Consider the following 20824-nt stretch of genomic DNA (forward strand, 5'->3'; position numbering starts at 1 on the left):
TTTACAAGAATTTCTTGAAACTCGCCGCAGTTATACAGATGGATAAACCAAACAAACAGGCTGCTGGGACTAAAATGATGTTCGGATGAATTGAAAACGGGATAGATAAATAAAGCACCCAAGCTGTGACCATCATTGGCATAATATAACGTCTAGCGTGATGGTATAGGTAGGCTGATTCCCGCCCGGCACCAAATTTTCGTATATCTCGTAATGACAGTCCTTCGGTTAAACCGGAAAGTGCAGTCAATAAAAAGAGTGGGCTGGTAAAAACAATAATAATGAGGCGAATAATAAAGGTGATCACCACATAAATAACAGATTCAATATAGGCTCTGCCGTAGTGATGTACCCACTGTTCCATACTACCATTACCCGGTGAAGTTAACCACTCCTTAACACCCGTATAAACGAATAACCAGTTATACACGTTTTCAATAATTGATGTTGCAAAAGCAGTAGAAGACTTGGCAAACAGGCTTTGAGAAAAGTCATCCGATAGCCATTGCATCTCATTGAGCATCATCGTTTGGCTATGCAAATGCCCTTCTTGCGGCCACCAGAAAGCAATGCCTATCCACTCTAAAATAATGCTGAATATGAGAGATACTGCAATTGCAGCAAGCGACATATTTATTTTTCCAAAAATCAGGTTGATTAAACCTGATTTTCGGCGAGCTTTAGTTTCTTCACTCATTGCAAACTATCCTCTCTATCGAGCTGGCACTGGACAAGGATATAGCCGGAAGGATTATTATCAAAAGCAAGATAAAAAGCGAAAATATCTTTGGATTTATCCGAGTGACGCATAGATACTTCATCGGCAGACCATAACGAAAGCCCTTGATCTGCGAATTTTTCGGCAAACTGATGGAAGGAATAACCTTGTTCAAACCATTCAATAAAATAGGATTGACTATGAATCAGGAGTTCTTCTGCATTATCTAAGCCACAGGAAGCTGAAAACTCCCCATTAAAATTACGGTATTTATTTGGTAAATCTAATAGATTGGTTCTTTTTTCCTCTCTCATTTTGGCACTACTCATCATTTTCCTCTTCATCAATATCGTAAGGTTCATCTATGCCGAAATTATCTACTTGATGGTCTATCTGTGTTTTATATTGAGGCTCCGACATCGCTTCAAATGCTTCTGCAATGTCTCGGGACGGCGTATATTCTGTAAATGCCGGTTGCCACCAATTTTCAACAACGTGATAGTTTTTACGCATATAATCTGTCAGCTCTCGTAAAGATTGAGGCATCATATCATCTTTATCGACAGCAGGTAACGGCATTCGAATTTTCCATAATTTACTACCGTCCATTAAAGCGAATGCTTGTCCTTTTGGTAAATTGGTAATGTTGGCCGGAACCAACATAGGAACGGTACTTTCGCTGATACGCTGTCCGGTATTGGAGCTAAACGCCTTATCATCGTCAGGATTACTGGAGTCAGTTGTACTGGACGTGACCGTGCTACGTTTAATCGTCACTTCGTGTAACTGTTTTGTGAGTAATTCTGCCGTAGCCGGTTCTTTTACCCTCAGCATATAGAGTGTATTGAAGTTACCTAAGGTTTGTCCCGCTTTCGGTTTACTGCCGATACGAGCTTCAATGTCGGAGAGTGTTTGTGTATAAGCAGTTACTTGTATTCCAGCACCACCGCCTTTGTTGATGAGAGGGATAAATTCATCACCCATCAATTCATTAAATTCATCACAATGAAGATTAATTTTCACTGGTTTGGATTTTTCTTTGAATGCTCCCGGTAATCCGTCATTTGTCCCAAATTTATATAAATGACCTGCCATTGAGACTAAGTCAGCAAACATACTGTTTCCTACAGCGGCCGCAACTGTCGCATCAGAGAGAGCATCTAAACCAATATAAACGATTCCTCGTTTACGAATAATGGATTCCCAGTCAAAAATCGGACGTTCATCCAAAATATCAGCATAATCCGGGGATAACAGCTCAGAAATTTTCCCTGTCGTTAATTTTTCCAATAACGGCAACAATGAGGCAACAATTTTATCGAAATAGGTACGGTCATAGCGTACAGCACTGGCAAGTCCTTGTAGAATTGGGTCAAAGACTGCACTTTCAGCAATGTACTTGTTGATCACAAAAATCAGCGGACGGTCTTTCATTCCGAAAGGAAGTGCTTTTTCATCCAGTCCAGCGGCGATGGTTGCTAAATTTTCCCAAATTTTTGGATCGGTTTTACGAATGAATTTTTCCGCATAATCAAGGAATAATGAATCAATATTTTGTACAAACTGGGAAATTTGAACATAGTTTGGGCGATTTCCCAATTCAACTAATGCACGTGCGACGATATTGACAAATCGCCAAGCGAACTCTTTAAATGCCGCCGAGTTACCCGCTCCACTTAGCTGTCCTGAAATACGCCCAGCGACTTCCGAAATACGATTAAAGCGTCCTACTGGGTTATAACGGGCAGAAATTTCGGGATAACCTAGATGGAAAACATAAAACTCATCTTCTCGCCCCGCTCGTTTTGCCTCCGCATACATTCGTTTGAGCATATCGGCATCGCCTTTCGGATCAAAGAAGACTACCACTTCACGCTCATCAGCAGTTTTACCTCGGTGGATATCCTGGGTAACAAAGACCTCAGCTAAACGAGTTTTACCGACACGTGTTGTACCGAATACTACCGTATGCCCAACCCGAGAGCTAACGGATTGAACGACATCAACCTCATCCGGCTCAATTCCATGGATAGCAGGAATACCCTCAACAGGTGGCAGAGGTCTAACCAGATTCCACCGGCTATCCTTTGAGGTAAGATGTGTTAGCCAATTTTCGTGTCGTTTTTCATACTCACGAGCCATTTTAAATAGCTTAGAAGGCTCCAGATATTTTGAACCGTTATCCGAAAAACAATCGTGTAACCGTTGAGTGTGAATAGGTTTCCATTCAAATCCCTTACCGACAAACAGATACTTATTACTGACCGGAATTTGCTTGCTTGTCATTGAATAATTAGGCAAACGTTTCAGGTTGCGATGGTAACGCACAATTTGCCAACCTTGTTTTGCCCGATAAAAGCTCAATGCTCCAAAACCAGCTGCAATACTGTAACCGATACTTGGATGGAGTGCCAAAGACCAAGGAGCTGCAGCACTGACAAAGGCACAAGAAGCGTGAACCGCTGCCGGAAAAAATTCAACAGGAGGTCGTAACCACGCCTCTAAGGTATGTTTAGCAGACATTATTGTGAAACTCCGCTTTCAGTGATTAAGACAGGGTAATGTGCAATACCAATTCGCTCTGCAAGGTCATCTCCGGGAGTTGGTAATATTCTCAGTTCCGGTACAATGTCTCGTAATTGATTAAGTTCGGAGAGTGTTTGTACATTCACTACAAGCCCTGTTGCATTCAACGTGATCAACTTCTCTCGATTTTGTTGTAACCACTGAGCTGAGGTATTATCTGCTCCAATTAAGAAAATGGCTTGCATTCCGGTTAAATCAAATGGTTTTTCTTTAATAGTCCCGGGAGATAGTTTATGGGAAACAATGGGTAAAATATCAGCCTCACTCACTGAGGCTGAAATGGAATTCGGATAGTTTGGTGCATTTTCATCGTGTTCCGGTTGCAAAGATTCATAAAAACGTACCGCACTTTCACCACCGAAATCAGCAATCACGGTTAAATCAGCCCAAGAGAAATGGGACACATATAAACTAAACAATAATACTTTTACCTTGTTTTGCATTTTTACCTCTGAAGAGTATTTTGGGGTTCTACCCAAACCATTGCATTTTTAGGTTCAACCCAAATCATTTTATTATCCGGCTCAACCCATTTGACCGATTTTCCCATTTGGCTTGTGGGATAAACGAAAGCTGCAACTCCGGTATGAATATGCCCTTGCTTGGAGACAGTCATAAAATTGGCTTCTTGCTTATGTGCTAAAAAACGTCCTTTTTGGTAATTGAGAAAGTCTCTTACCGTCATCCAACTTTTCATTCCATTACGACGCATATTTAAAATGTCTTCTTTAGTAGCTTTCCCCATCATTGCTCGATGCAGCCCATCTAAGCCGATATTATGAGCCATATATAAATTCTCATCAGTAATAGGGATATTACGGAGTTGAAATTGCTCAATATGCCAACGTGCCAATAATGCCGTTGCTAAGGTATTCGTATATTTATCTCGACGGGGATCGGCGTAAGAACCCCGATTTTTGGCTGTAATCAACTTCATACCAAGTTGCTTTCCCCTCTCTGTTTCAGATAGCCAGTTCCAGGTTCCCATAGTAAACTGCCCAACACCGGTTGCTCCTGTTGGTGAAATGTTGCCATACCAGCCATCTTCCATTTTGACAAAACCTCGTAGCATTGCTTCACTCACCTGATAACGTTGAGCAGCCATACGAATATAGCTGTCAATTTCAGAACCAAATCCATTGAAGGGCTTTGCCTGAGAAATGCTAATGTTGGAAAGAAAGACTGCAACAATGACTAATACACGAGTGATGTCCATTCACCATCCTGTTTGATTTGGTAAGCAGCGGGCATTTTTCCTAACGAATATCTCAGCCAATAGCCTTTATCGTGGTTAAGGGTAATCAATCTTTTACTGACTTTTATTGGGTCAATATTATTGTCGGCAGCCCATTTACGAATATCATTATCGGAGATGTTTTGCCCAACAATATAAATATCGAGAGGTGTTTGATTATTTGCGTAAGAGAGGATTTTCCCAAGATCACTTTTACAAGAATCGCAGTTATCAAAACGGGTAAAATAAACCACACGACCTACCGATTGAGAAATATGTGGTTCAACCTCAAAAGGTAGCTCATTCGGATAAAGTTTCTCAAACTCCTGACGATAAACTTTGTCAAAATCAAGTTCTTTTGACACTCGTTCATAATATTTTTTCGCCAACATACGAGCATATTTTTCCCTTTCCTCAGCAGTTCGTGCTTCGATACCTAAAGCAGTTAACGGATCTAGATTTGGCGACCACATACCTCGCTCACCTTTCATTAATTCGGTATAACGACTCCATTCTTCAACGGTCAATCCCCATTCTTTAGCCTGTTTTAGGCTATCACTTAATTGTGATTGTTGATGTTGGCTTTGTTTCTGCAAAGTCGATTGTGAGCTACTTACGGTCTCTGTTTGCATATTTTGAGCCAGAGTAGGTAATGCAAAGGACAATAAAAGAGGTAGTACTGCCAACGGTATAGCTTTACGGCATAAATTAAACTTCATTGATATTTCCCTCATTATTCCTCAATGACCTCGGTTTTAATTGTTGTCGTTGTAACGGCAACAGCAGGTTTATGAGGGTTTTGGAATGAACTTTCCCGAGCTTTAAAGCAAATCGTACGGGATATATCATTAAGAGTTAGTTCATAAGCGGGACCTGCAATCATTTGTAGAGCTTCATATAATTTCATCGGACCGAATTGGTAATGAACTTTTGGAAGAGGTCGGGTAAAAAGTGTTTGAACCGCATTACCTTGTTCTCCGATAGGTGGATAACACAAATCTAAACCCGTATTAGTTAATGTAGAACGCAAACCTTGCTGGACATTCGCAGTAAAACGATTTTTAGGATTGGAGACTTTGACTGATACGACTTGTTCAAGCAGATATTTTTGACCTTCCTCCGGAGCAATACTGATTAAGGTGTAGCGTCCGTCACGTACCACTTCGGTATTCGAGGTAGTCTGTTCTTGGTAAATATCTTTGGACACGATACGGTCTTGTGGAGGTAATTGTTGCATTTGAGGTGTTAGCAATGAATCAGGCATAGGTGTGATTTCATCACTATTTTGAGCTGTATCCTGTTGATGAACACAACCACTTAAGCCAAGCATAAAAACAGTCATTAAGGATATTTTTGTTTTCATTTAATCTCTCCAAGTATGAAAGGAATCTAGACCAACTATGGCGAAGTCATTGCTGATTTTGAATGATTTATTCTGTTGTTGATTGAGAGAATAAAAAAACGCCATCATTAGACGGCGTTTGAAAACACAATAATGTGCTGTGTTAATCGGATTTCTCCTTAGTATTCATAAGAAAATAAGATTGTTGTACAGCTACGATCAGCTTCTGTGATGATATAAAGACTTTCATCATCTACATCGTAGCGAGCTACAATTCTCCCTCCGTATTTCATTGCTTCCTGATTCGCTAATTTATCTTCCTCACACAAATTGCCCCAATCACCATAACAGTAACGATTAAGCAATTCAACCAAGGCATTTTGATTGAAACATTCAGCAACAGCACGAGTTGTACATACTCGACCAAGTTCAAACGTCATACATTTCTCCTAAATAAAATACGGGGAAATGTCACCCATTAGGGGAGTATTTCCCCAAGTGGGTGGACTAAGACTGCGGCAAGAGTCGTTTTTAGTAAAAATTTGCAAAAAATTAGGCAGCTAATTTAGCCGGCGTCATTTCTTTACGAATCTTGTCTAACATTTCATTCCAATCATCTATATCACAGATTCTTTGGCGATTAATGTAAAAATGCGTGTCTATTGCATTGATATAGTAGTCAAATTCAACTAAATCTGAATCTTGCTCAATATCTAATTCAGTACAGAATCGTTGAATTAAGCGAGAGATGACAAGCTCCTGATACAGATTACCGAAATGTGGTACAGTTTCAAATTCTTTGGCAACAAGCCAAAAGTCTTCAATACTGACAATATCGCTATATTCTTCTAAGATGGCTTCCCATTGTCCTAAATAGCAAGAGATATCATCAAAGTCAAAAAAGGAATCTTCCATTATGTTTCTCCAAGTTTTAAATAAAAAGTGGGGAAACATACCTACCGAGAATGTTTCCCGATAGGGTGTATAGTCAATATTAGCGATAAATATCACCGCTCACTGTGTTAATTTTACCTAAAATAGATTTACAATGAATGTCACCACTCACAGTTTTCACATTCGAGGTTACATTACCATCCACTGTGACATCACCACTGACAGTTGAAACAGATTTGGCATCGCCTGTTACACGAACATTTTCTGAACCTGCATTGAGGTTGGTTACATTGCCAAATACTTCAATGTTGATAGTCGGAGAGGGTTCTAATGCAATTGTTTGTCCATCAACAATTAATACATTATTGCCGGCAGCCATTGAGATATAACCTTTATTTATCCCAACAACTGTTTGCACTGTACTATTAATGATTTGAACGCTGTTGATCTCTTTGCCTTTAGAGTCAAAGACTTGTTTACCGTTGATATAAATACCTTGTCGATTCATATAATAATCCTCTTTGTATTAGATGTTAAAATGCTCGATAGAATACGATATTACCATTGGAAATTTCGTTGCGAGCAGCCTGTACAAACGTAGTTAATTTTGCTAAAGCAGGTGTATTAGTTTGCTCTAATCCTACTCGCTCTAACATATCTAGATCTTCTATGTTCAATACCACCGTAGCATCTTTCCAGAATGTCTCAATAGGTTGATAGTATTCCGGTTCCGATGAGGCTTTAATTTCTTTTTTGAAGAAATGAAAAGCCATCTCGTTGTGAACTAAGAAAATCCCTCTATCATCGGCTTCAGTCCAACGGAAAAACTCCTTGGAATGTTCAATTAACTGAATATCTGTACCATAAATGGGGTTATCCCAATCAGACACAATGTTATATTCACGCTCTAAGCCTAACGAATTAAAACGTTCAAGAGAGATTGAATACGCTCTAGCAAGCCAAGAACGTTGAGCCCAAGATTTTTCAGGGATTACCTGTGCCGGATTTTTTCCGAACCAATAGCAATCCCAATCTAGGTAAATCCAATCCTTTTCCTCTATGCTTTTGTCAAAACCAATAATAGTAAAGCCTTGATCAAGCCATTTACCATAGCCGTTCTGAACAAAGACAACATCGCCAACAATACCATCAAAATGGCGACCATTAAGGACTGTTGGTGATAATGTTTTGACAAATTGTTGAAGTGAGTTCATCGTGTTTCTCCTAAAATTGTAAAATAAAGGAAAACACACCGCAGGGAGTGTTTCCCTACGGGACATAAAGTAAAGCCCAACATAAATTGTCGGGCTTGGGTAAAATTACTCAGATTGCTCATCTGCTTTTGGTTTTTCTTGATAGACGATTTCCCCATCAATTTTAATCATTTTGATGCGGATTAAGCGACCTTTAAGAGACACTCCAGTATCGCCTTTTTTGTGATATTTACTGTCACTTGAATAAGTGAAAGTATCGAACCACAAATCAGCCATTACAAATGATACAAGCACTTTTTTCTCTTCAGAGACCGCTTTTTGGCATTTTTTGATGAGTGTTTCGGTTTCTTTACCGACTACATTCATATCAAAATATCTGTACTCTGGTGAGTCAGATTCGCCAACAAGAGCTGCAACACGACAAGCATAAAAAGGATTTCCTTTTTTATGCTCTACTAAACGAATATCGTTTAAATAGCCAATGCCGGTAGTATGTAGATTGAAGTAATTTTTTTGAGTAGAAGTTTGAGTTGTCATAGTTTGTTTCTCCAAATGTAAAAAAGCGGAGAAACATCCTTACCCAACACGGGAAAAATGTTCCCCGCAAGGTGGAAGTAAAATGGAATCTCAATGAATATTCACTGAAATGATAGGGATTGAGTTGGCATTCCTGCAAATTTACAGAGTTCCCTTTCAGAATGCTGGGAGACATTTTGGCAATAACTCAACTACCTCTAAGGATAGCCGTCGCTTCTCAGGAGTTATGCGACTTATTAAGTGCTGTTATATACAGCGTCTTAAATTGAGGATAATTTAGCCATATTGAATCATAAAGTTAATTGAGAATTGAATTTTGATTTTAGAGAATTGGAAATGACAACACCGTTGATAAATCACTTACCAACGGTGTTGTACTTTTGAAGAATAAATGAAATTTAAGTTAGACCAATATAAGTTACTATATTGAAAATAGCAGCACCTTCGTGACAATGTTGATATTTTCGTTCGTAATTTACCCGATTACCTTGTGGTCTTTAATCGGCATATCTGTGGCATCATCGAGGACACAAACGGCACCCTTTATTCACCTGTGGGCTCAGGCTCAGAATAGTTAGCAGTAATTGCAACGTCATAATCCCCCCAATCGGGTAATATTATGACGTTGCAATCACGATTTAGACAATTACAACAGACTAATGTGGCTGGCATTATCCATTTAATGTTTAGTTGGCATTCCCACAAAGTGGAGTTCCCTCTCAGAATGCTGGGAGACATTTTGGCTGGTGTAGATTGATAACCGACAATCTACAAAACGGGTTCTTTGTTCCTTGATAATACCATAATCTACTTGAATTTATAACTGGCTTCTTAATTTATTCAGTTGATCGAGTACATTTAAATTACTACTTTTCTTAGCAGATTTATTTGAAGCTGATTTTACCTTTTTATCAGCCTCTTTATGTTGGCAATCTGGATAACCAGTACATCCCCAGAATGTTCCCTTAGCGTGATTGATTTTTCTCATTGGCTTACCACATTCTGAACATTTTCGGATTTCAATATTCCCAAGTGACATTCCCTGTTGCATACAACTGCCGATAAGTTGTTTTACAAATGCTTCTTGCTTTTGCATAAATGCATCAAGTGTCATACTACCTTCGGCAATCTGATTGAGGGCTTGTTCCCATAATGCCGTTAAACCGGGATTTTTCAGTAAGTCCGGCAAACTATCAATTAAGGCAACGGCTTCTGCTGAGGCAACCAGTGATTTTTTCTTCTTAAGGAGAAATCCTTTGTCAATTAGGCCTTGAATTAATCCGGCACGGGTTGCTTCTGTGCCTAAACCTTCCGTTTCACGTAAGCGTTGTTTGAGTCTTGGGTCAGTCACAAAGCGAGCGGCATTTTTCATTGCATCGAGTAATGTCCCCTCTGTATAGTGTGCGGGAGGTTTAGTTTGCAATGTTCGGACTTCAGAATGAGTGACATTGCATTGCTGATTTTTAGTCAATACAGGTAATCCTTGTTTCTCATCATCATTACCAGTTTCCTCATCCACATTTTTGCCAAACAAGATACGCCAGCCTTGAGCAACGATGACATTTCCCCGAGCAACCAGAGTGTGCCCACTAGATTGCAGAGTGGCAACGGTTTTATCCATTTCCAAGTGCGGTAAGAATTGAGCAAGATATCGGCGGCGAATGAGATCATAGACCTTCATTTCCTCCTCACTCAATTTACTTAAATCAGCTTTTTTAATGGTTGGGATAATACCGTGGTGAGCGGTAATTTTTTTATCGTCCCACGCCCGACTTTTTTGTCGCAAATTTAATTTAGGCAAGAGAGTTTGTAGCCCTGAATCAGAGGCAACTAATGAGCGGATTACGTTAGGAACATCAGAAAATTGTGATTCTGGCAGATAACCACAGTCTGTACGGGGATAAGTCGTGATTTTATGCTCTTCGTAAAGGGATTGTGCGATATCCAACACCTGCTGAGCCCCAAAGCCAAACAAGCGGTTACATTCGCCTTGTAAATCACTTAATGCGTAGAGTAACGGTGGAGATTTTTTCTCTCGTTTAGTTTCAACCGTCACCACTTTGGCTAAGCCTGTTTGTTTAATTTGAGCTTCGGCTTGTTGTATGACACGACTATCAAGGCAAAGTCCGGACTCATCCAAATACTGTTCAGGTACTGCAAGCCCGGCAACGAAAGTTTCACCAGAGGTTGTTGTCAGCTGAACCGCTAACGCATAATGAGATTTAGGCACGAAATTAGCAATTTCTCTATCTCGATTAACCACAAGAGTTAATGTTGGACTTTGTACTCGACCAACGCTCAATGGCTTACCGGAATAGCCTTTTGCTTGAGCCATTAAGGTAAATAAACGGGAGAAGTTCATTCCAATCAACCAGTCCGAGCGGCTACGTCCCATACCGGCGTAGTAAAGAGCCTCGGTTTCTTTACCTGATTTGAGTGTTTGAAGAGCCTTTCGAATACTGGCATCATCCAGAGCTGATAGCCAGCAACGTTGGATTTGACCTCGGTATCCAGCTAAATCTAACAGCTCACGAGCAATCATCTCACCTTCTCGATCAGCATCGGTCGCAATGACCACGGAGGTTGCTTTTTTGATAAGCCCTATTACAACAGAATATTGCTTCTTAGACTCTTTTTTCGGTGTCATTTTCCACTGAGCAGGAATAATGGGTAATGTTTCAAATGCCCAGCGTTTCCACGCTTCATCATAATCTTCCGGCTGATATTGCTCAACGAGATGCCCGAACCCCCAAGTGACAATAATAGATTTATCCGCAGTCGCCAGCAAGCCTTCACCTTTTGAAGTAGCACCCAATACGCCGGCAAGATCTCGAGCTTGAGATGGCTTTTCACAAATAAATAATTTCATATTATTTCCTAAAATGAATACAGATAGGCAAATAGTAATGTGCTGATTAAATAGCATTCAACGACTTATTGTCTCGTAGGATGTAATAATTTGAGAAATAAGGACATAAAAAATCCCAGTGTTTCCACTGGGAAGAGGTTCTAGGAGCAATATGAGTTATTATTTTAATGTATTAAGTAAACGCTGTTTTGCACTATCGAGCCATCTAGCACTACCAGTTGCTTTCCATTCAACATTCACCTGATTTTTACTGCCTTTTTCAATGATAACTTCCAAGTAGTTTTCACCTAAGTGTACCCCATCAGTATCTACATCAGATTCAAAATAGCCGGAAACATGGTAAAAAGTACCTTGTACCGTATGATAAACTTTACGGGAGTCACTATCAGCATTCGTTGGGCGGAAGCCAAATTCCCGACGAACTTTCAGGAATACATCATCAATATTCCGCTTCAACTGCAATGTGCCGGAATCTTGATAAACGTACTTACCATTTCGGGTTTTAGTATAAACTTGTCGCCCATTATGCTGTTCAACAGAGCCGTCTTTAGAGCCATAGAGCGTCTGATTCATTTGCCCGGCCCAATCCCCAACCTTATCGTTAATTGCTGAGAGTTCAGCACAGCCTGAAATTAGCATTGTAGAAACAAGAAATAAACTATATTTGATGTAACGCATAGAATTCTCCTTACAAGCGGGTTATCTGCGTTCATTTTTTGCAAAAGTGCGGTTAAAATCTACTTAAAACTCTTTTACTTACAAAGAGAAAAAATATTATAGCTTTCTGTCACACAGTAGACCATTTAGATCGGGTCTGCTTAGTTGTGAGATTGTTAATATCGCAGAGATAAGTTCTAGGCAATGTTCACAGCTATGGAAAATATGAGTTTGAGATGACATATGGGATATACGCACATTTTCCCAGTCATCTGGGTATACACATCCGTGAATTTCAGTCAAGTATTGCTTGATATGCTCTTCTGTGGCTTGTTCAACCCAGAGCTCTAGCTCAGTTTGATACTGGTGTAATATTTTCCATCGAGTTGGAGGGAAATTCATATATTTATCCTCTATCAAAGTTATTTTTGCAATTATTTCATCAATGAAGAGAGTTAAGAAGTATTTTTATTACTCACTATATGGAGAGATATGTTATGTGGAAAAAAATTAGGATTGATTTTACTGATACAGTGAAATGTCAATTTTGCAGTAGAATGATTACATCAGGCAAAGCTATTGTTGTTCAAAATGAACTTGGCAATATCTCTTTTTCAGGACCGTCTTGTGCTCAAAATAAGAACGGTCAGAATGTAGTCAATCCTAAAGAGAAAATAGTTGATATCACAAAGGGATGTTTACTTCATGAGCCAACAACAAATGATAAAACGGATAAGCAAGTAGATGTTGAGCAAGATAATTTCACATCCATACACGATGACGAAGTACATAATTATTTGGACAATAATGCTGTTAATGCATACCTGACCTTAAGATTTGAAAAACTATCGCATTTAACCTCGATTATAAAATCTCAAAAGTTAAATGAAATCTATCATAACTATGAACTTACAGGGCAAATATCTCAAAAAGATGAAAGTTACATAAGAGTGATTATGTATGGTGAGGCATATCCTTTGTATACATACCAAAACTTACAAGCTGTTTATGCTGCTGAATATTGGCTTCAATCATTTATTCAGCATAATCCAGAGAATGACTTAAATTTTATACAAGACACATTAAATCAGCTCAGAAGAAAGCTAACATTAACTGAAAAACAGATTATGGGCATAAATAATTGGTTTAAGAATTCTGATGGAAAAATGGTGAAATTAAAGACAAATGCTTTTGTAAGAGGGAAATAGTTAACATAATTGTGGTGGCCACTTATTTTGTTACGTAGGCCCGACGTAAGACTGGTTTTAAAAGACTCTTTCCTATTATTTGCTTGCTTATTTTGACAAATTCAAGTTATATGTAATTCAAAACGGTTGTTTCTATATCACTTAGGAATGTAAATTATAAAATTCTTTTAAATCAATTAATTAAATATTAAGTTTCCCAGATTGAAGTATGAGTACGTAAAAATAAAGTATAAAAAGACTAAATTTCAGATTTTATTTTTACACAATGTACTTACTATAAAATACCAAACAGATAATATTTGTCCATAAATTCATTGAGTTGATTATGCCATTTTTACACTTATTGACTATAGCGTTTTGCCTAATCATCTGTCTGATTCCAGTTTTACCCTTTTCCCAATATCTTTCAATTTCGATAAATCTTCCACTAATCTTGCTACATATTCAAGAAAAAGTGCGATCGTTTTTCAAAGGATTTTATGAAAACGACCGCTGTAAGAAAGAATTTTTATTTACGACTTTTTCAGGTATCTGAAAACTATTTCGCTTCTGAAAAATTCAAAATTGCTTCAGGCAAACGCAAGCCGACAATTTCAATGGCTTCTAATTCTTGGCGGAATTGCGCCAATTCTTCTTCGGTAAATTTCACATCGTCTGCGCCTAAATTATCCAACAAATGACGGGCTTTGCTCGTCCCAGGAATTGGCGCGATAAACGCTTTCTGTGCCATTAGCCAGGCCAAAGAAAGCTGTGCAGGCGTACAAAGTTTGCGTTTTGCCCATTTTTGCACAAGCTGGATTAACTTCACATTTTGTTGCATCGCTTCTGGTGTAAAGCGTGGGATAATACCACGCAAATCTTTGCTTGGATCAGCCTCAAAACGGCTGTTCTCGTCCACATAACCAGCCAATGCTCCCATTGCCAGCGGCGACCAAGGCACAAACCCAATCCCTAATTCTTCACAAACGAGAATGACATCTTTTTCACGACCACGGAAAAACAACGAGTATTCGCTTTGTACGGCGGTTAAAGGCTGAATAGCGTGTGCCTTGCGAATGGTTTTCTCGCCTGCTTCCGACAAGCCCCAATTCAAAACTTTGCCTTGTTTCATTAAATCTTTAATAGCGCCAGCCACCTCTTCAATCGGCACATTGGGATCAACACGGTGTTGATAGAGTAAGTCAATACGGTCGGTTTGTAAGCGTTTTATCGTACCGACTATTACTGAATGGCGTGGTTGGGTAGATATCGCATCAATTGCATCACTATTATTAGCTACCTTTCCTATTTTTATTATTTTACTCATGGAATTAAAAGTTATTCATAAAAATCTCGTGGATAGTGCAAAAATTAAATTACATGCGGTTTATCTTGTGATTTTCTTATTTGTGAGTCACTTTGCTATGATCTTTGGCATGGCAGATCCTATTTCAGCAGGCTATCAACCCACTACACCAGCAATGACTCATTCAATGCAAATGGATGCTAAACAAATAACAGAAATGCACAACCAAATGATGACGGGCGAAATAACGCCTGAAGAAATGATGAAGATGCATCAAGAAATGAACCCTAATATGAATATGCCGAATACTCAAGGTGGTCATTCAGAACATCATAAATAATAATTCTGATCACATTTTAAAAAATAATAGTGGATGGTACGTTGGCATATCTCTACTACAAGCAGTAGGATTTTGAGAAAAATTTTCAAATGATAGAATTTTTTCAGATTACTTGACCTTAACCCTAGGTTAAGCTTTAAAATGATGTCCATTCAATCTCAATAAAAAATAAGGACATCTTATGAAATTACATAAATTCACCCGCTCATTGTTGCTTTTAAGTTTAGGCATAACCGCTTTTGCTCAAGCACAAACACTTTCTATGGAAGTGTGGAAAAGCCCGACTTGTGGCTGTTGTAATGAATGGATCAGCTATATGCAGAAAAACGGTTTTGAGGTTAAAGTCAACGAAACAGGCAATTATGATGCTCATAAGCGCTTTAACATTAAATATGAACATGCTTCTTGCCACACAGCCGTGATTGATGGCTATGTGATTGAAGGACATGTACCTGCTGAGGATATCAAACGTTTACTCGCAGAAAAACCCGATGCAATAGGCTTGTCTGCACCGGGAATGCCAATTGGTTCACCAGGTATGGACGGTGAAGCATACGGCGGACGCAAAGATCCTTATGATGTTGTTTTGATTAAGAAAAACGGTGAAAGTGAAGTGTTTAAATCCTATAACCAATAGGGGGGGAAAGAATGAAACGTCGAGATTTTTTACGTTATGGAATTGGAATTAGCTTAGCCAGTAGCTCGCTTTATAGCCTCGCGAATATGATGAACCACGCACAACATGGCAATATGGCGATGATGCATTCAGTACCTACTGGCCTAATGCCAACTGAGGCAATGCCTTCAGGTTTATCGCTTAATGGGATATTACCAAAACTTGCTAATCAATCGACTCAAGCTGGACTGTTCAAAGCCACTTTAAAAGCAGAGCCAATTAAAATTCGCCTCGCAGACAATAAAGAAACGGAATTTTGGGCTTATAACGGACAACTACCAGGGCCACAAATTGAAGTATTTGAAGGAGATACCGTAGAAATTGAATTTATCAATCACCTACCACAACCCTCAACAGTACATTGGCACGGCTTAGATGTACCAAATGAGGCGGATGGTAACCCGATGGATATGGTTGAACCGCAAGGGAAAAAAGTCTATCGCTTTACGCTACCTCAAGGCAGTGCTGGGACATATTGGTACCACCCTCATCCACATGACCATGTTTCCGAACAAGTCTATAAAGGCTTAGCAGGCACTTTCGTTGTTAAAGCGAAAAATGATCCGCTTGCACACCTTCCTGAACAACATTGGGTGATTTCCGATCTGCGTTTAAATGCCGATGGCACCATTCCAGCAAACACGATGTTAGATTGGATGAACGGTCGTGAGGGTGAATTTGTGTTAATCAACGGTCAATATCAGCCCCAGATTCAAGTGAAAACGAATGAACGAATCCGTCTTTGGAATGCCACTAGCGCTCGTTATTTTCGTTTAAACATTCCAGGGGTGAAATGGATTGTGGTGGGTACCGAAGGTGGTTTACTTGAAAAACCTCGCTCGCCTGTTGATGAACTGCTACTTACACCAGCCGAACGCGTTGAAGTGATTATGGTGGGTGAAACGCAAGGAACAGTCAATTTACAAAGCGGTTATTATGATCGCCGTAAGATGATGGTTCAAGAACAGCCTAAAGATCTCACTTTAGCCACAATTCAGGTGAAATCAGAACCTGTTCAGTTACCTGAAAGCTTAAGGTCCTTGCCTAACTGGGATGAGCCAAAGCAGGTTCGCCAAATTCGCTTTAGTGAAAAAATGATGAACCATACGAATATGCCAATGATGAATCACGGTACACATCACGCTACTACAACACTAACGGACAACCCTATTCCACCAATGATGAATGGTATGTTCTTAATCAACGGTCAAACCTTTGATATGAACCGTATTGATTTTGTTACCAAATTGAATGAAGTGGAACAGTGGGAAATCTTCAATGAAAGCCATATGGATCATCCATTCCATTTACACGGCACTCAATTTGAAGTAATTCAACATACGTTAAACGGTAAAACCTTTAAGCCAGAAGGCAGAGCGTTAAAAGATGTGGTTAATTTACGCCCTTATGAAAAAGTGATTATTCGCTTTAAGCAAGGACATACTGGGTTGAAAATGTACCATTGCCATATTTTAGAACATGAAAATCTCGGTATGATGGGGATGTTTAAAGTGGAATAGTGGTATCTAACTATAAAAATAGAGGGATTTCGTCATAAAAAATCTGCACCTTAATCAGTTGGTTTTTAGTCCAACTTTTGGGGTGCAGATCAGACGCTCACTTTGTCGCCGATTTGAAATTCGCCAGCGTCATCGCCCACTGCCACGACCACGCCTGCCCCTGCATAACCCAAAGTCGCAGGGAACACAGGGTCAATCACATACGCCCCTTCCCGATACATCATCTCGGCACGGTTTAGTCCCAATGCACGGCACGGTTTTTAAACATTTTCATTATAGTTTTCCTTATCAAAATGGGATTTGGCAAACATTGGGCAAACCTAAGCCCGCCCAATGTTTTTAGTTAATCAATTACTTGCAATCACAATCGCCACAAGTGCAGTTTTGACAAATGCACAGCTCGCCATTTTGGCAGTTGCATTTTGGATTGCAATTTTGCCCTGTGCAAGATTGGCAACCGCAGTGGGCGTTTGGGTTTTTGATGATGTCGTTCATAACAATTCTCCAAATTAAAGGTTGATTATCAAAACAAAAACCGTTTTTAAGCCACTAAAAACATTGCTTTTTTGTTTTGATGAGCGTATCATAAAACCTAACCTTGCGTTAGGGTCAAGGATTATTTTTGCGGATTGACAATTTTTTACAAACGCCAAAACAAGGAGCAACAATGAACATCGGTCAAGCGTCCAAAGCCACAGGGCTGTCCATCAAGCAAATCCGTGATTATGAAAAAGTCGGTTTGTTATCAAACACTTCACGCAGTGCATCAGGCTATCGTATTTATGGCAATGATACGCTTGACCGCCTAAAATTCATCGCCAAAGCAAGGGGCGTGGGCTTTTCGCTTGCCCAAATTGGCGAGCTTTTGGCACTGAAAGACAATCCACACCGCAAAAGCTGTGAAGTCAAAGCGTTGGCAAATATGCACATTGAATTTTTGACCCAGAAAATCGAAGAACTGACACAGATGAAAGCCACCTTGCAGGCGTGGAGCGACGCCTGCACCGGCGACAACGCCCCCGACTGCCCGATTTTAAAAGGCTTGGCGGAGAGCGGTGAGGATAAGGGCTGACAAAGTTTTTTGGCGGTTTTTTCAGGCAGGGTTAATTCAGGCAGGTTTAATTTAAGAAGGCCGTCTTAAAAAACACAATTTGCCGTTTTACCGCTGTTTTTTACCGCAAGAAGCACTTATCGGTGGTAAAAAACAGCGGTTTTTGACGCTTTGATGAGAAAAATTCAGCCTGAAAACCGATGAGCGTTTTCAGGCTGGTTTTTTTGCCGAGCGTTCAAGGATAACTTTGGTACACGCTGTGCGTGCCGTTTTTGCCCAGCAGCAGCACATCGTAGGGGTCTTTTCGGCCGCCGTACGCTTCACCGTCCATTCCCGGCGAGCCAATGGGCATTGCGGGCACGGCGATGCCGACGGCGTCGGGGCGTTCGGCAAGCAGGCGTTTGACTTCTGATGCGGGCGTGTGCCCTTCGACGGCGTAGCCGTCAATCACGGCGGTGTGGCAGGAGCCGTATTTGGGCGATATGCCCATTTGTGTGCGGATTTGGCTGTTGCCGGTGTCGTGGATTTTCACGCTAAAACCGTTGTCCTGCATATGCTTGACCCATTCGCCGCAGCAGCCGCAACTTGGGCTTTTGTACACTTCCAGTACGGGTTTGGCCTCTGCGGGGGCGGGGTTGGCGAGCATCCAGCCTACGCCTGCCACGCTTGCCAAGACGGCTGATAGGGCCAAGGTTTTGCCAAAAAAGGATTTGTTCATTGTTTTGCCTCGTCGTGGGTTAAGTGGTTTGGGGATTTTTCAGGCAGGCTTAATCAAGCAAGGCCGTCTGAAAAAGCGGTTCGGGGTTTATTTCACTTGCAACATTGCCATCATTCCCAGATTTTCGTGTTCCAAGATATGGCAGTGGAACATTTTGAGACCCTTGTTTCCTTGGATAAAGCGGATGACGGCGGTTTCGCCCGGGCGCAGGTTGACCGTGTCTTTGCGGGCGCGGTAAGGCGCGGGGGCGGTGTTGCCGTTCAGGCTGGTTTGCAGCACTTCAAACTGCGTGCCGTGCAGGTGGAAGGGGTGATCCATATGGCTTTGGTTGGCCAGCGTCCATTCTTCGACATCGCCTTCGTTGCCGACAAAGTCCACGCGCTTCATATCGAAGGTTTTACCGTTGACCAAAAACACGCCTACCATATCTTGGGGAATGGTGTTTTGCATCGCGCCCGCCATTTCACCCGCCATTGCGCCGTGATCCATTCCCTGCATACCGCCTTGGCTTTGCGTGTTTTGCATCGGCTTCATTTGTTCGCTGAACACCACTTCACGCTTGACCACAGGCGCAGGCAGCGCAGGCAGTGTGCGCAAGGCGGCAGGCAGGGCGGCATCGGCGGGGGTGAATTGCACTTCGCCCAGGTTCAGGTCGGCGGCTTTTTCCTGCACCATCATTTTGCGGCGGTCGTAGTACAGGCTGGTGAGTTCGGCCGTGGTCTGCGCCTGACCGACGGCGAACACTTCCACCCGCTCGGCGGGGGCTAAAAACAGCTCGTCGGCGGGGGCAAGCGGTTTTTCCAAGAGGCCGCCGTCGGTGCCGACCACAATCCACTGCACACCTTTGATTTTCAGGCGCAGGTAGCGGGCGCTGGTGGCGTTCCAGATACGCAGGCGCTCGTTGCCGGAGAGCTTGATTTTCGGGCGGTATTGCCCGTTAATCAGCACGAATTCGCCTTCACGCCCGTTCATCCAGTCGAGCATTGTGTTGGGCGGAATGCTGCCGTCTTCATTCAGGCGCAAGTTGGAAATCAGCCAGTGCTGTTCGCTGTGGGCGAGCACATCGTTTTTGGCTTTGACGATGAGCGTACCGGCCAGCCCTTTGTAGACCTGCTCGGAAACATAATTGTGCGGGTGCGGGTGATACCAGTAAGTGCCGGCGCTGCCCTCGGGCAGGGTGAAGCGGTAGGTTTTGCTCTGCCCCGGCTCTATCGGGTCTTGTGGGTTACCGTCGGCGTCGTTGGGCACATCCAGCCCGTGCCAGTGCACGGTGGTGGGCTGCGGCAGGCGGTTGGTTACGGTGATTTCCACCGTATCGCCCTCGTACACTTCAATCTGCGGCCCGGGCAGCTGCCCGTTATACGCCCAAAACTCGGTTTCTTTGCCGCCCGCCATTGTGATTTTCACCGGCGCGGCCGTAATGGCTGCCTGAAACACGCCCGCCTGCGATGAAGCGTTGGCAAGCCTAGGCAAATCTTTAAGCGGCTGGCCCGAAGGCATCATTTCAGACGGCATCAGTTTTCCCGTTCCCTGCATATTGCCCATACCGCCCATCGTGCCGGACGCCATTTGGTGCCCTTGGCCGCCCATATCCATAGGCTGCCCGTTCATTCCGAAGCGCGACAAGGCATACCAAGACGCGCCCGCCGCACCGATGCCGATGCCGTAGAGTAAAAATTTTCTGCGATCCATTATTTGTCTCCTGTGTCAAGATTGGGGCGGTGTGTTATCTTCACCGCTTCGGTTTTGGCATTGTGCGTGCCGTGGCTGCCGTGTCCGCCGTGCATAAACAGGTGCATCAGGGGGCAGAGCATCAACAGGGCGAAGGGCAAAAGTGCGGGCTTGGCAAAGGCGATGACGGCGAAGGCGGCAGCCGCCAATACCAACAGGGCTTTTTTGTTTTTTGCCAGTTTGCTTAGGGTGTTCATCGTCGGTCTCCTTAAAGGTTTGGGTGAAACGGTTTTTTGAAAACTTG

General features: G+C 41.8%; 26 protein-coding genes. 7 read left to right on the forward strand and 19 right to left on the reverse strand.

Annotated features, from left to right (window positions below; all coding sequences use genetic code 11):
- Position 1: 1 nt before the first annotated feature.
- The 12 genes from EL242_RS07785 to EL242_RS07840 all read right to left on the reverse strand — a co-directional run bounded on the left by EL242_RS07785 (position 2) and on the right by EL242_RS07840 (position 8525).
- Positions 2–697, reverse strand: a complete 696-nt coding sequence (locus EL242_RS07785; RefSeq protein WP_012340831.1) for a TIGR03747 family integrating conjugative element membrane protein — start codon at positions 695–697, stop codon at positions 2–4.
- The gene (locus EL242_RS07790) at positions 694–1047 is read right to left on the reverse strand and encodes a hypothetical protein (protein ID WP_006248889.1); all 354 of its coding nucleotides are present in this window, start codon (positions 1045–1047) and stop codon (positions 694–696) included. Before EL242_RS07790 ends, EL242_RS07785 begins: the two co-directional genes overlap by 4 nt.
- Positions 1040–3241 (reverse strand): type IV conjugative transfer system coupling protein TraD, encoded by a 2202-nt coding sequence (gene traD / locus EL242_RS07795; RefSeq protein ID WP_012340833.1) that lies wholly within the window; start codon positions 3239–3241, stop codon positions 1040–1042. Before traD ends, EL242_RS07790 begins: the two co-directional genes overlap by 8 nt.
- On the reverse strand, positions 3241–3747 hold the full coding sequence (locus tag EL242_RS07800; RefSeq protein WP_012340834.1) for an integrating conjugative element protein: 507 nt from the start codon (positions 3745–3747) through the stop codon (positions 3241–3243). The genes traD and EL242_RS07800 overlap by 1 nt, the downstream gene beginning before the upstream one ends.
- 2 nt (positions 3748–3749) lie before the next feature.
- Positions 3750–4520, reverse strand: a complete 771-nt coding sequence (locus tag EL242_RS07805) for a hypothetical protein (protein WP_012340835.1) — start codon at positions 4518–4520, stop codon at positions 3750–3752.
- Positions 4499–5272, reverse strand: coding sequence for a TIGR03759 family integrating conjugative element protein (locus tag EL242_RS07810; protein ID WP_006248885.1), 774 nt, complete (start codon positions 5270–5272; stop codon positions 4499–4501). The genes EL242_RS07805 and EL242_RS07810 overlap by 22 nt, the downstream gene beginning before the upstream one ends.
- Complete coding sequence (locus tag EL242_RS07815; RefSeq protein WP_006248884.1) at positions 5272–5901, reverse strand: hypothetical protein; 630 nt, start codon at positions 5899–5901, stop codon at positions 5272–5274. The genes EL242_RS07810 and EL242_RS07815 overlap by 1 nt, the downstream gene beginning before the upstream one ends.
- Positions 5902–6059: 158 nt before the next feature.
- Positions 6060–6320 carry a hypothetical protein gene (locus tag EL242_RS07820; RefSeq protein WP_006248882.1) on the reverse strand — a complete coding sequence of 87 codons (261 nt, stop codon included), beginning with the start codon at positions 6318–6320 and terminating at the stop codon, positions 6060–6062.
- Between the two features lie 112 nt (positions 6321–6432).
- Positions 6433–6795 carry a hypothetical protein gene (locus tag EL242_RS07825; RefSeq protein WP_006248881.1) on the reverse strand — a complete coding sequence of 121 codons (363 nt, stop codon included), beginning with the start codon at positions 6793–6795 and terminating at the stop codon, positions 6433–6435.
- A 79-nt stretch (positions 6796–6874) separates the two neighbouring features.
- Entirely contained in the window at positions 6875–7282 is a 408-nt protein-coding gene (locus EL242_RS07830; protein ID WP_006248880.1) for a hypothetical protein, read from the reverse strand.
- Between the two features lie 25 nt (positions 7283–7307).
- Positions 7308–7988, reverse strand: coding sequence for a hypothetical protein (locus EL242_RS07835; protein ID WP_006248879.1), 681 nt, complete (start codon positions 7986–7988; stop codon positions 7308–7310).
- 105 nt (positions 7989–8093) lie between these two features.
- Entirely contained in the window at positions 8094–8525 is a 432-nt protein-coding gene (locus EL242_RS07840) for an STY4534 family ICE replication protein (RefSeq protein ID WP_006248878.1), read from the reverse strand.
- 619 nt (positions 8526–9144) lie between these two features.
- Between EL242_RS07840 and EL242_RS11455 the strand changes: the two genes are divergently transcribed.
- Entirely contained in the window at positions 9145–9282 is a 138-nt protein-coding gene (locus EL242_RS11455) for a hypothetical protein (protein ID WP_155242642.1), read from the forward strand.
- Positions 9283–9342: 60 nt separating this feature from the next.
- Here EL242_RS11455 and EL242_RS07845 read toward each other — a convergent pair whose 3' ends face one another.
- Together EL242_RS07845 and EL242_RS07850 are read right to left on the reverse strand one after the other, a co-directional pair.
- Positions 9343–11394: a DNA topoisomerase III gene (locus tag EL242_RS07845; protein ID WP_012340838.1), complete on the reverse strand. Its 2052-nt coding sequence runs from the start codon at positions 11392–11394 to the stop codon at positions 9343–9345.
- Between the two features lie 159 nt (positions 11395–11553).
- The gene (locus tag EL242_RS07850; protein ID WP_006248876.1) at positions 11554–12072 is read right to left on the reverse strand and encodes a hypothetical protein; all 519 of its coding nucleotides are present in this window, start codon (positions 12070–12072) and stop codon (positions 11554–11556) included.
- A gap of 476 nt (positions 12073–12548) precedes the next feature.
- Between EL242_RS07850 and EL242_RS07860 the strand changes: the two genes are divergently transcribed.
- Positions 12549–13259, forward strand: a complete 711-nt coding sequence (locus EL242_RS07860) for a hypothetical protein (protein ID WP_006248874.1) — start codon at positions 12549–12551, stop codon at positions 13257–13259.
- A 538-nt stretch (positions 13260–13797) separates the two neighbouring features.
- On the opposite strand, the gene EL242_RS07865 is transcribed toward EL242_RS07860, so the two are convergent.
- Positions 13798–14565: an aldo/keto reductase gene (locus tag EL242_RS07865; protein WP_012340839.1), complete on the reverse strand. Its 768-nt coding sequence runs from the start codon at positions 14563–14565 to the stop codon at positions 13798–13800.
- On the opposite strand from EL242_RS07865, the gene EL242_RS07870 reads away from it, so the two are divergent.
- The 3 genes from EL242_RS07870 to EL242_RS07885 all read left to right on the forward strand — a co-directional run bounded on the left by EL242_RS07870 (position 14516) and on the right by EL242_RS07885 (position 17080).
- Positions 14516–14884, forward strand: coding sequence for a DUF6803 family protein (locus EL242_RS07870; RefSeq protein WP_308700758.1), 369 nt, complete (start codon positions 14516–14518; stop codon positions 14882–14884). The two genes, EL242_RS07865 and EL242_RS07870, sit on opposite strands and share 50 nt — an antisense overlap.
- Positions 14885–15065: 181 nt before the next feature.
- Positions 15066–15521: a DUF411 domain-containing protein gene (locus EL242_RS07880; RefSeq protein ID WP_005612095.1), complete on the forward strand. Its 456-nt coding sequence runs from the start codon at positions 15066–15068 to the stop codon at positions 15519–15521.
- A gap of 11 nt (positions 15522–15532) precedes the next feature.
- A complete protein-coding gene (locus tag EL242_RS07885; RefSeq protein ID WP_025342479.1) occupies positions 15533–17080 on the forward strand; it encodes a multicopper oxidase family protein in 1548 nt (515 codons plus the stop codon).
- A gap of 89 nt (positions 17081–17169) precedes the next feature.
- Here the strand turns inward: EL242_RS07885 and EL242_RS07890 are convergent, their stop codons facing one another.
- Positions 17170–17304, reverse strand: a complete 135-nt coding sequence (locus EL242_RS07890; RefSeq protein ID WP_015587091.1) for an alcohol dehydrogenase catalytic domain-containing protein — start codon at positions 17302–17304, stop codon at positions 17170–17172.
- A 109-nt stretch (positions 17305–17413) separates the two neighbouring features.
- On the opposite strand from EL242_RS07890, the gene EL242_RS07895 reads away from it, so the two are divergent.
- Positions 17414–17593, forward strand: a complete 180-nt coding sequence (locus EL242_RS07895; RefSeq protein ID WP_006248870.1) for a hypothetical protein — start codon at positions 17414–17416, stop codon at positions 17591–17593.
- Positions 17594–17747: 154 nt separating this feature from the next.
- Positions 17748–18152: a Cu(I)-responsive transcriptional regulator gene (cueR, locus tag EL242_RS07900; RefSeq protein ID WP_126302161.1), complete on the forward strand. Its 405-nt coding sequence runs from the start codon at positions 17748–17750 to the stop codon at positions 18150–18152.
- A 214-nt stretch (positions 18153–18366) separates the two neighbouring features.
- Here cueR and EL242_RS07905 read toward each other — a convergent pair whose 3' ends face one another.
- From EL242_RS07905 to EL242_RS07915, 3 genes are all read right to left on the reverse strand, one after another.
- Positions 18367–18777, reverse strand: coding sequence for a DUF411 domain-containing protein (locus EL242_RS07905; protein ID WP_317485588.1), 411 nt, complete (start codon positions 18775–18777; stop codon positions 18367–18369).
- Positions 18778–18936: 159 nt separating this feature from the next.
- Complete coding sequence (locus EL242_RS07910) at positions 18937–20541, reverse strand: multicopper oxidase family protein (protein WP_078318301.1); 1605 nt, start codon at positions 20539–20541, stop codon at positions 18937–18939.
- The gene (locus EL242_RS07915; RefSeq protein WP_025235801.1) at positions 20541–20777 is read right to left on the reverse strand and encodes a DUF2933 domain-containing protein; all 237 of its coding nucleotides are present in this window, start codon (positions 20775–20777) and stop codon (positions 20541–20543) included. The genes EL242_RS07910 and EL242_RS07915 overlap by 1 nt, the downstream gene beginning before the upstream one ends.
- Positions 20778–20824 lie beyond the last annotated feature (47 nt).

The organism is Mannheimia haemolytica (assembly GCA_900638155.1).
GTDB classification, from domain to species: domain Bacteria; phylum Pseudomonadota; class Gammaproteobacteria; order Enterobacterales; family Pasteurellaceae; genus Mannheimia; species Mannheimia glucosida.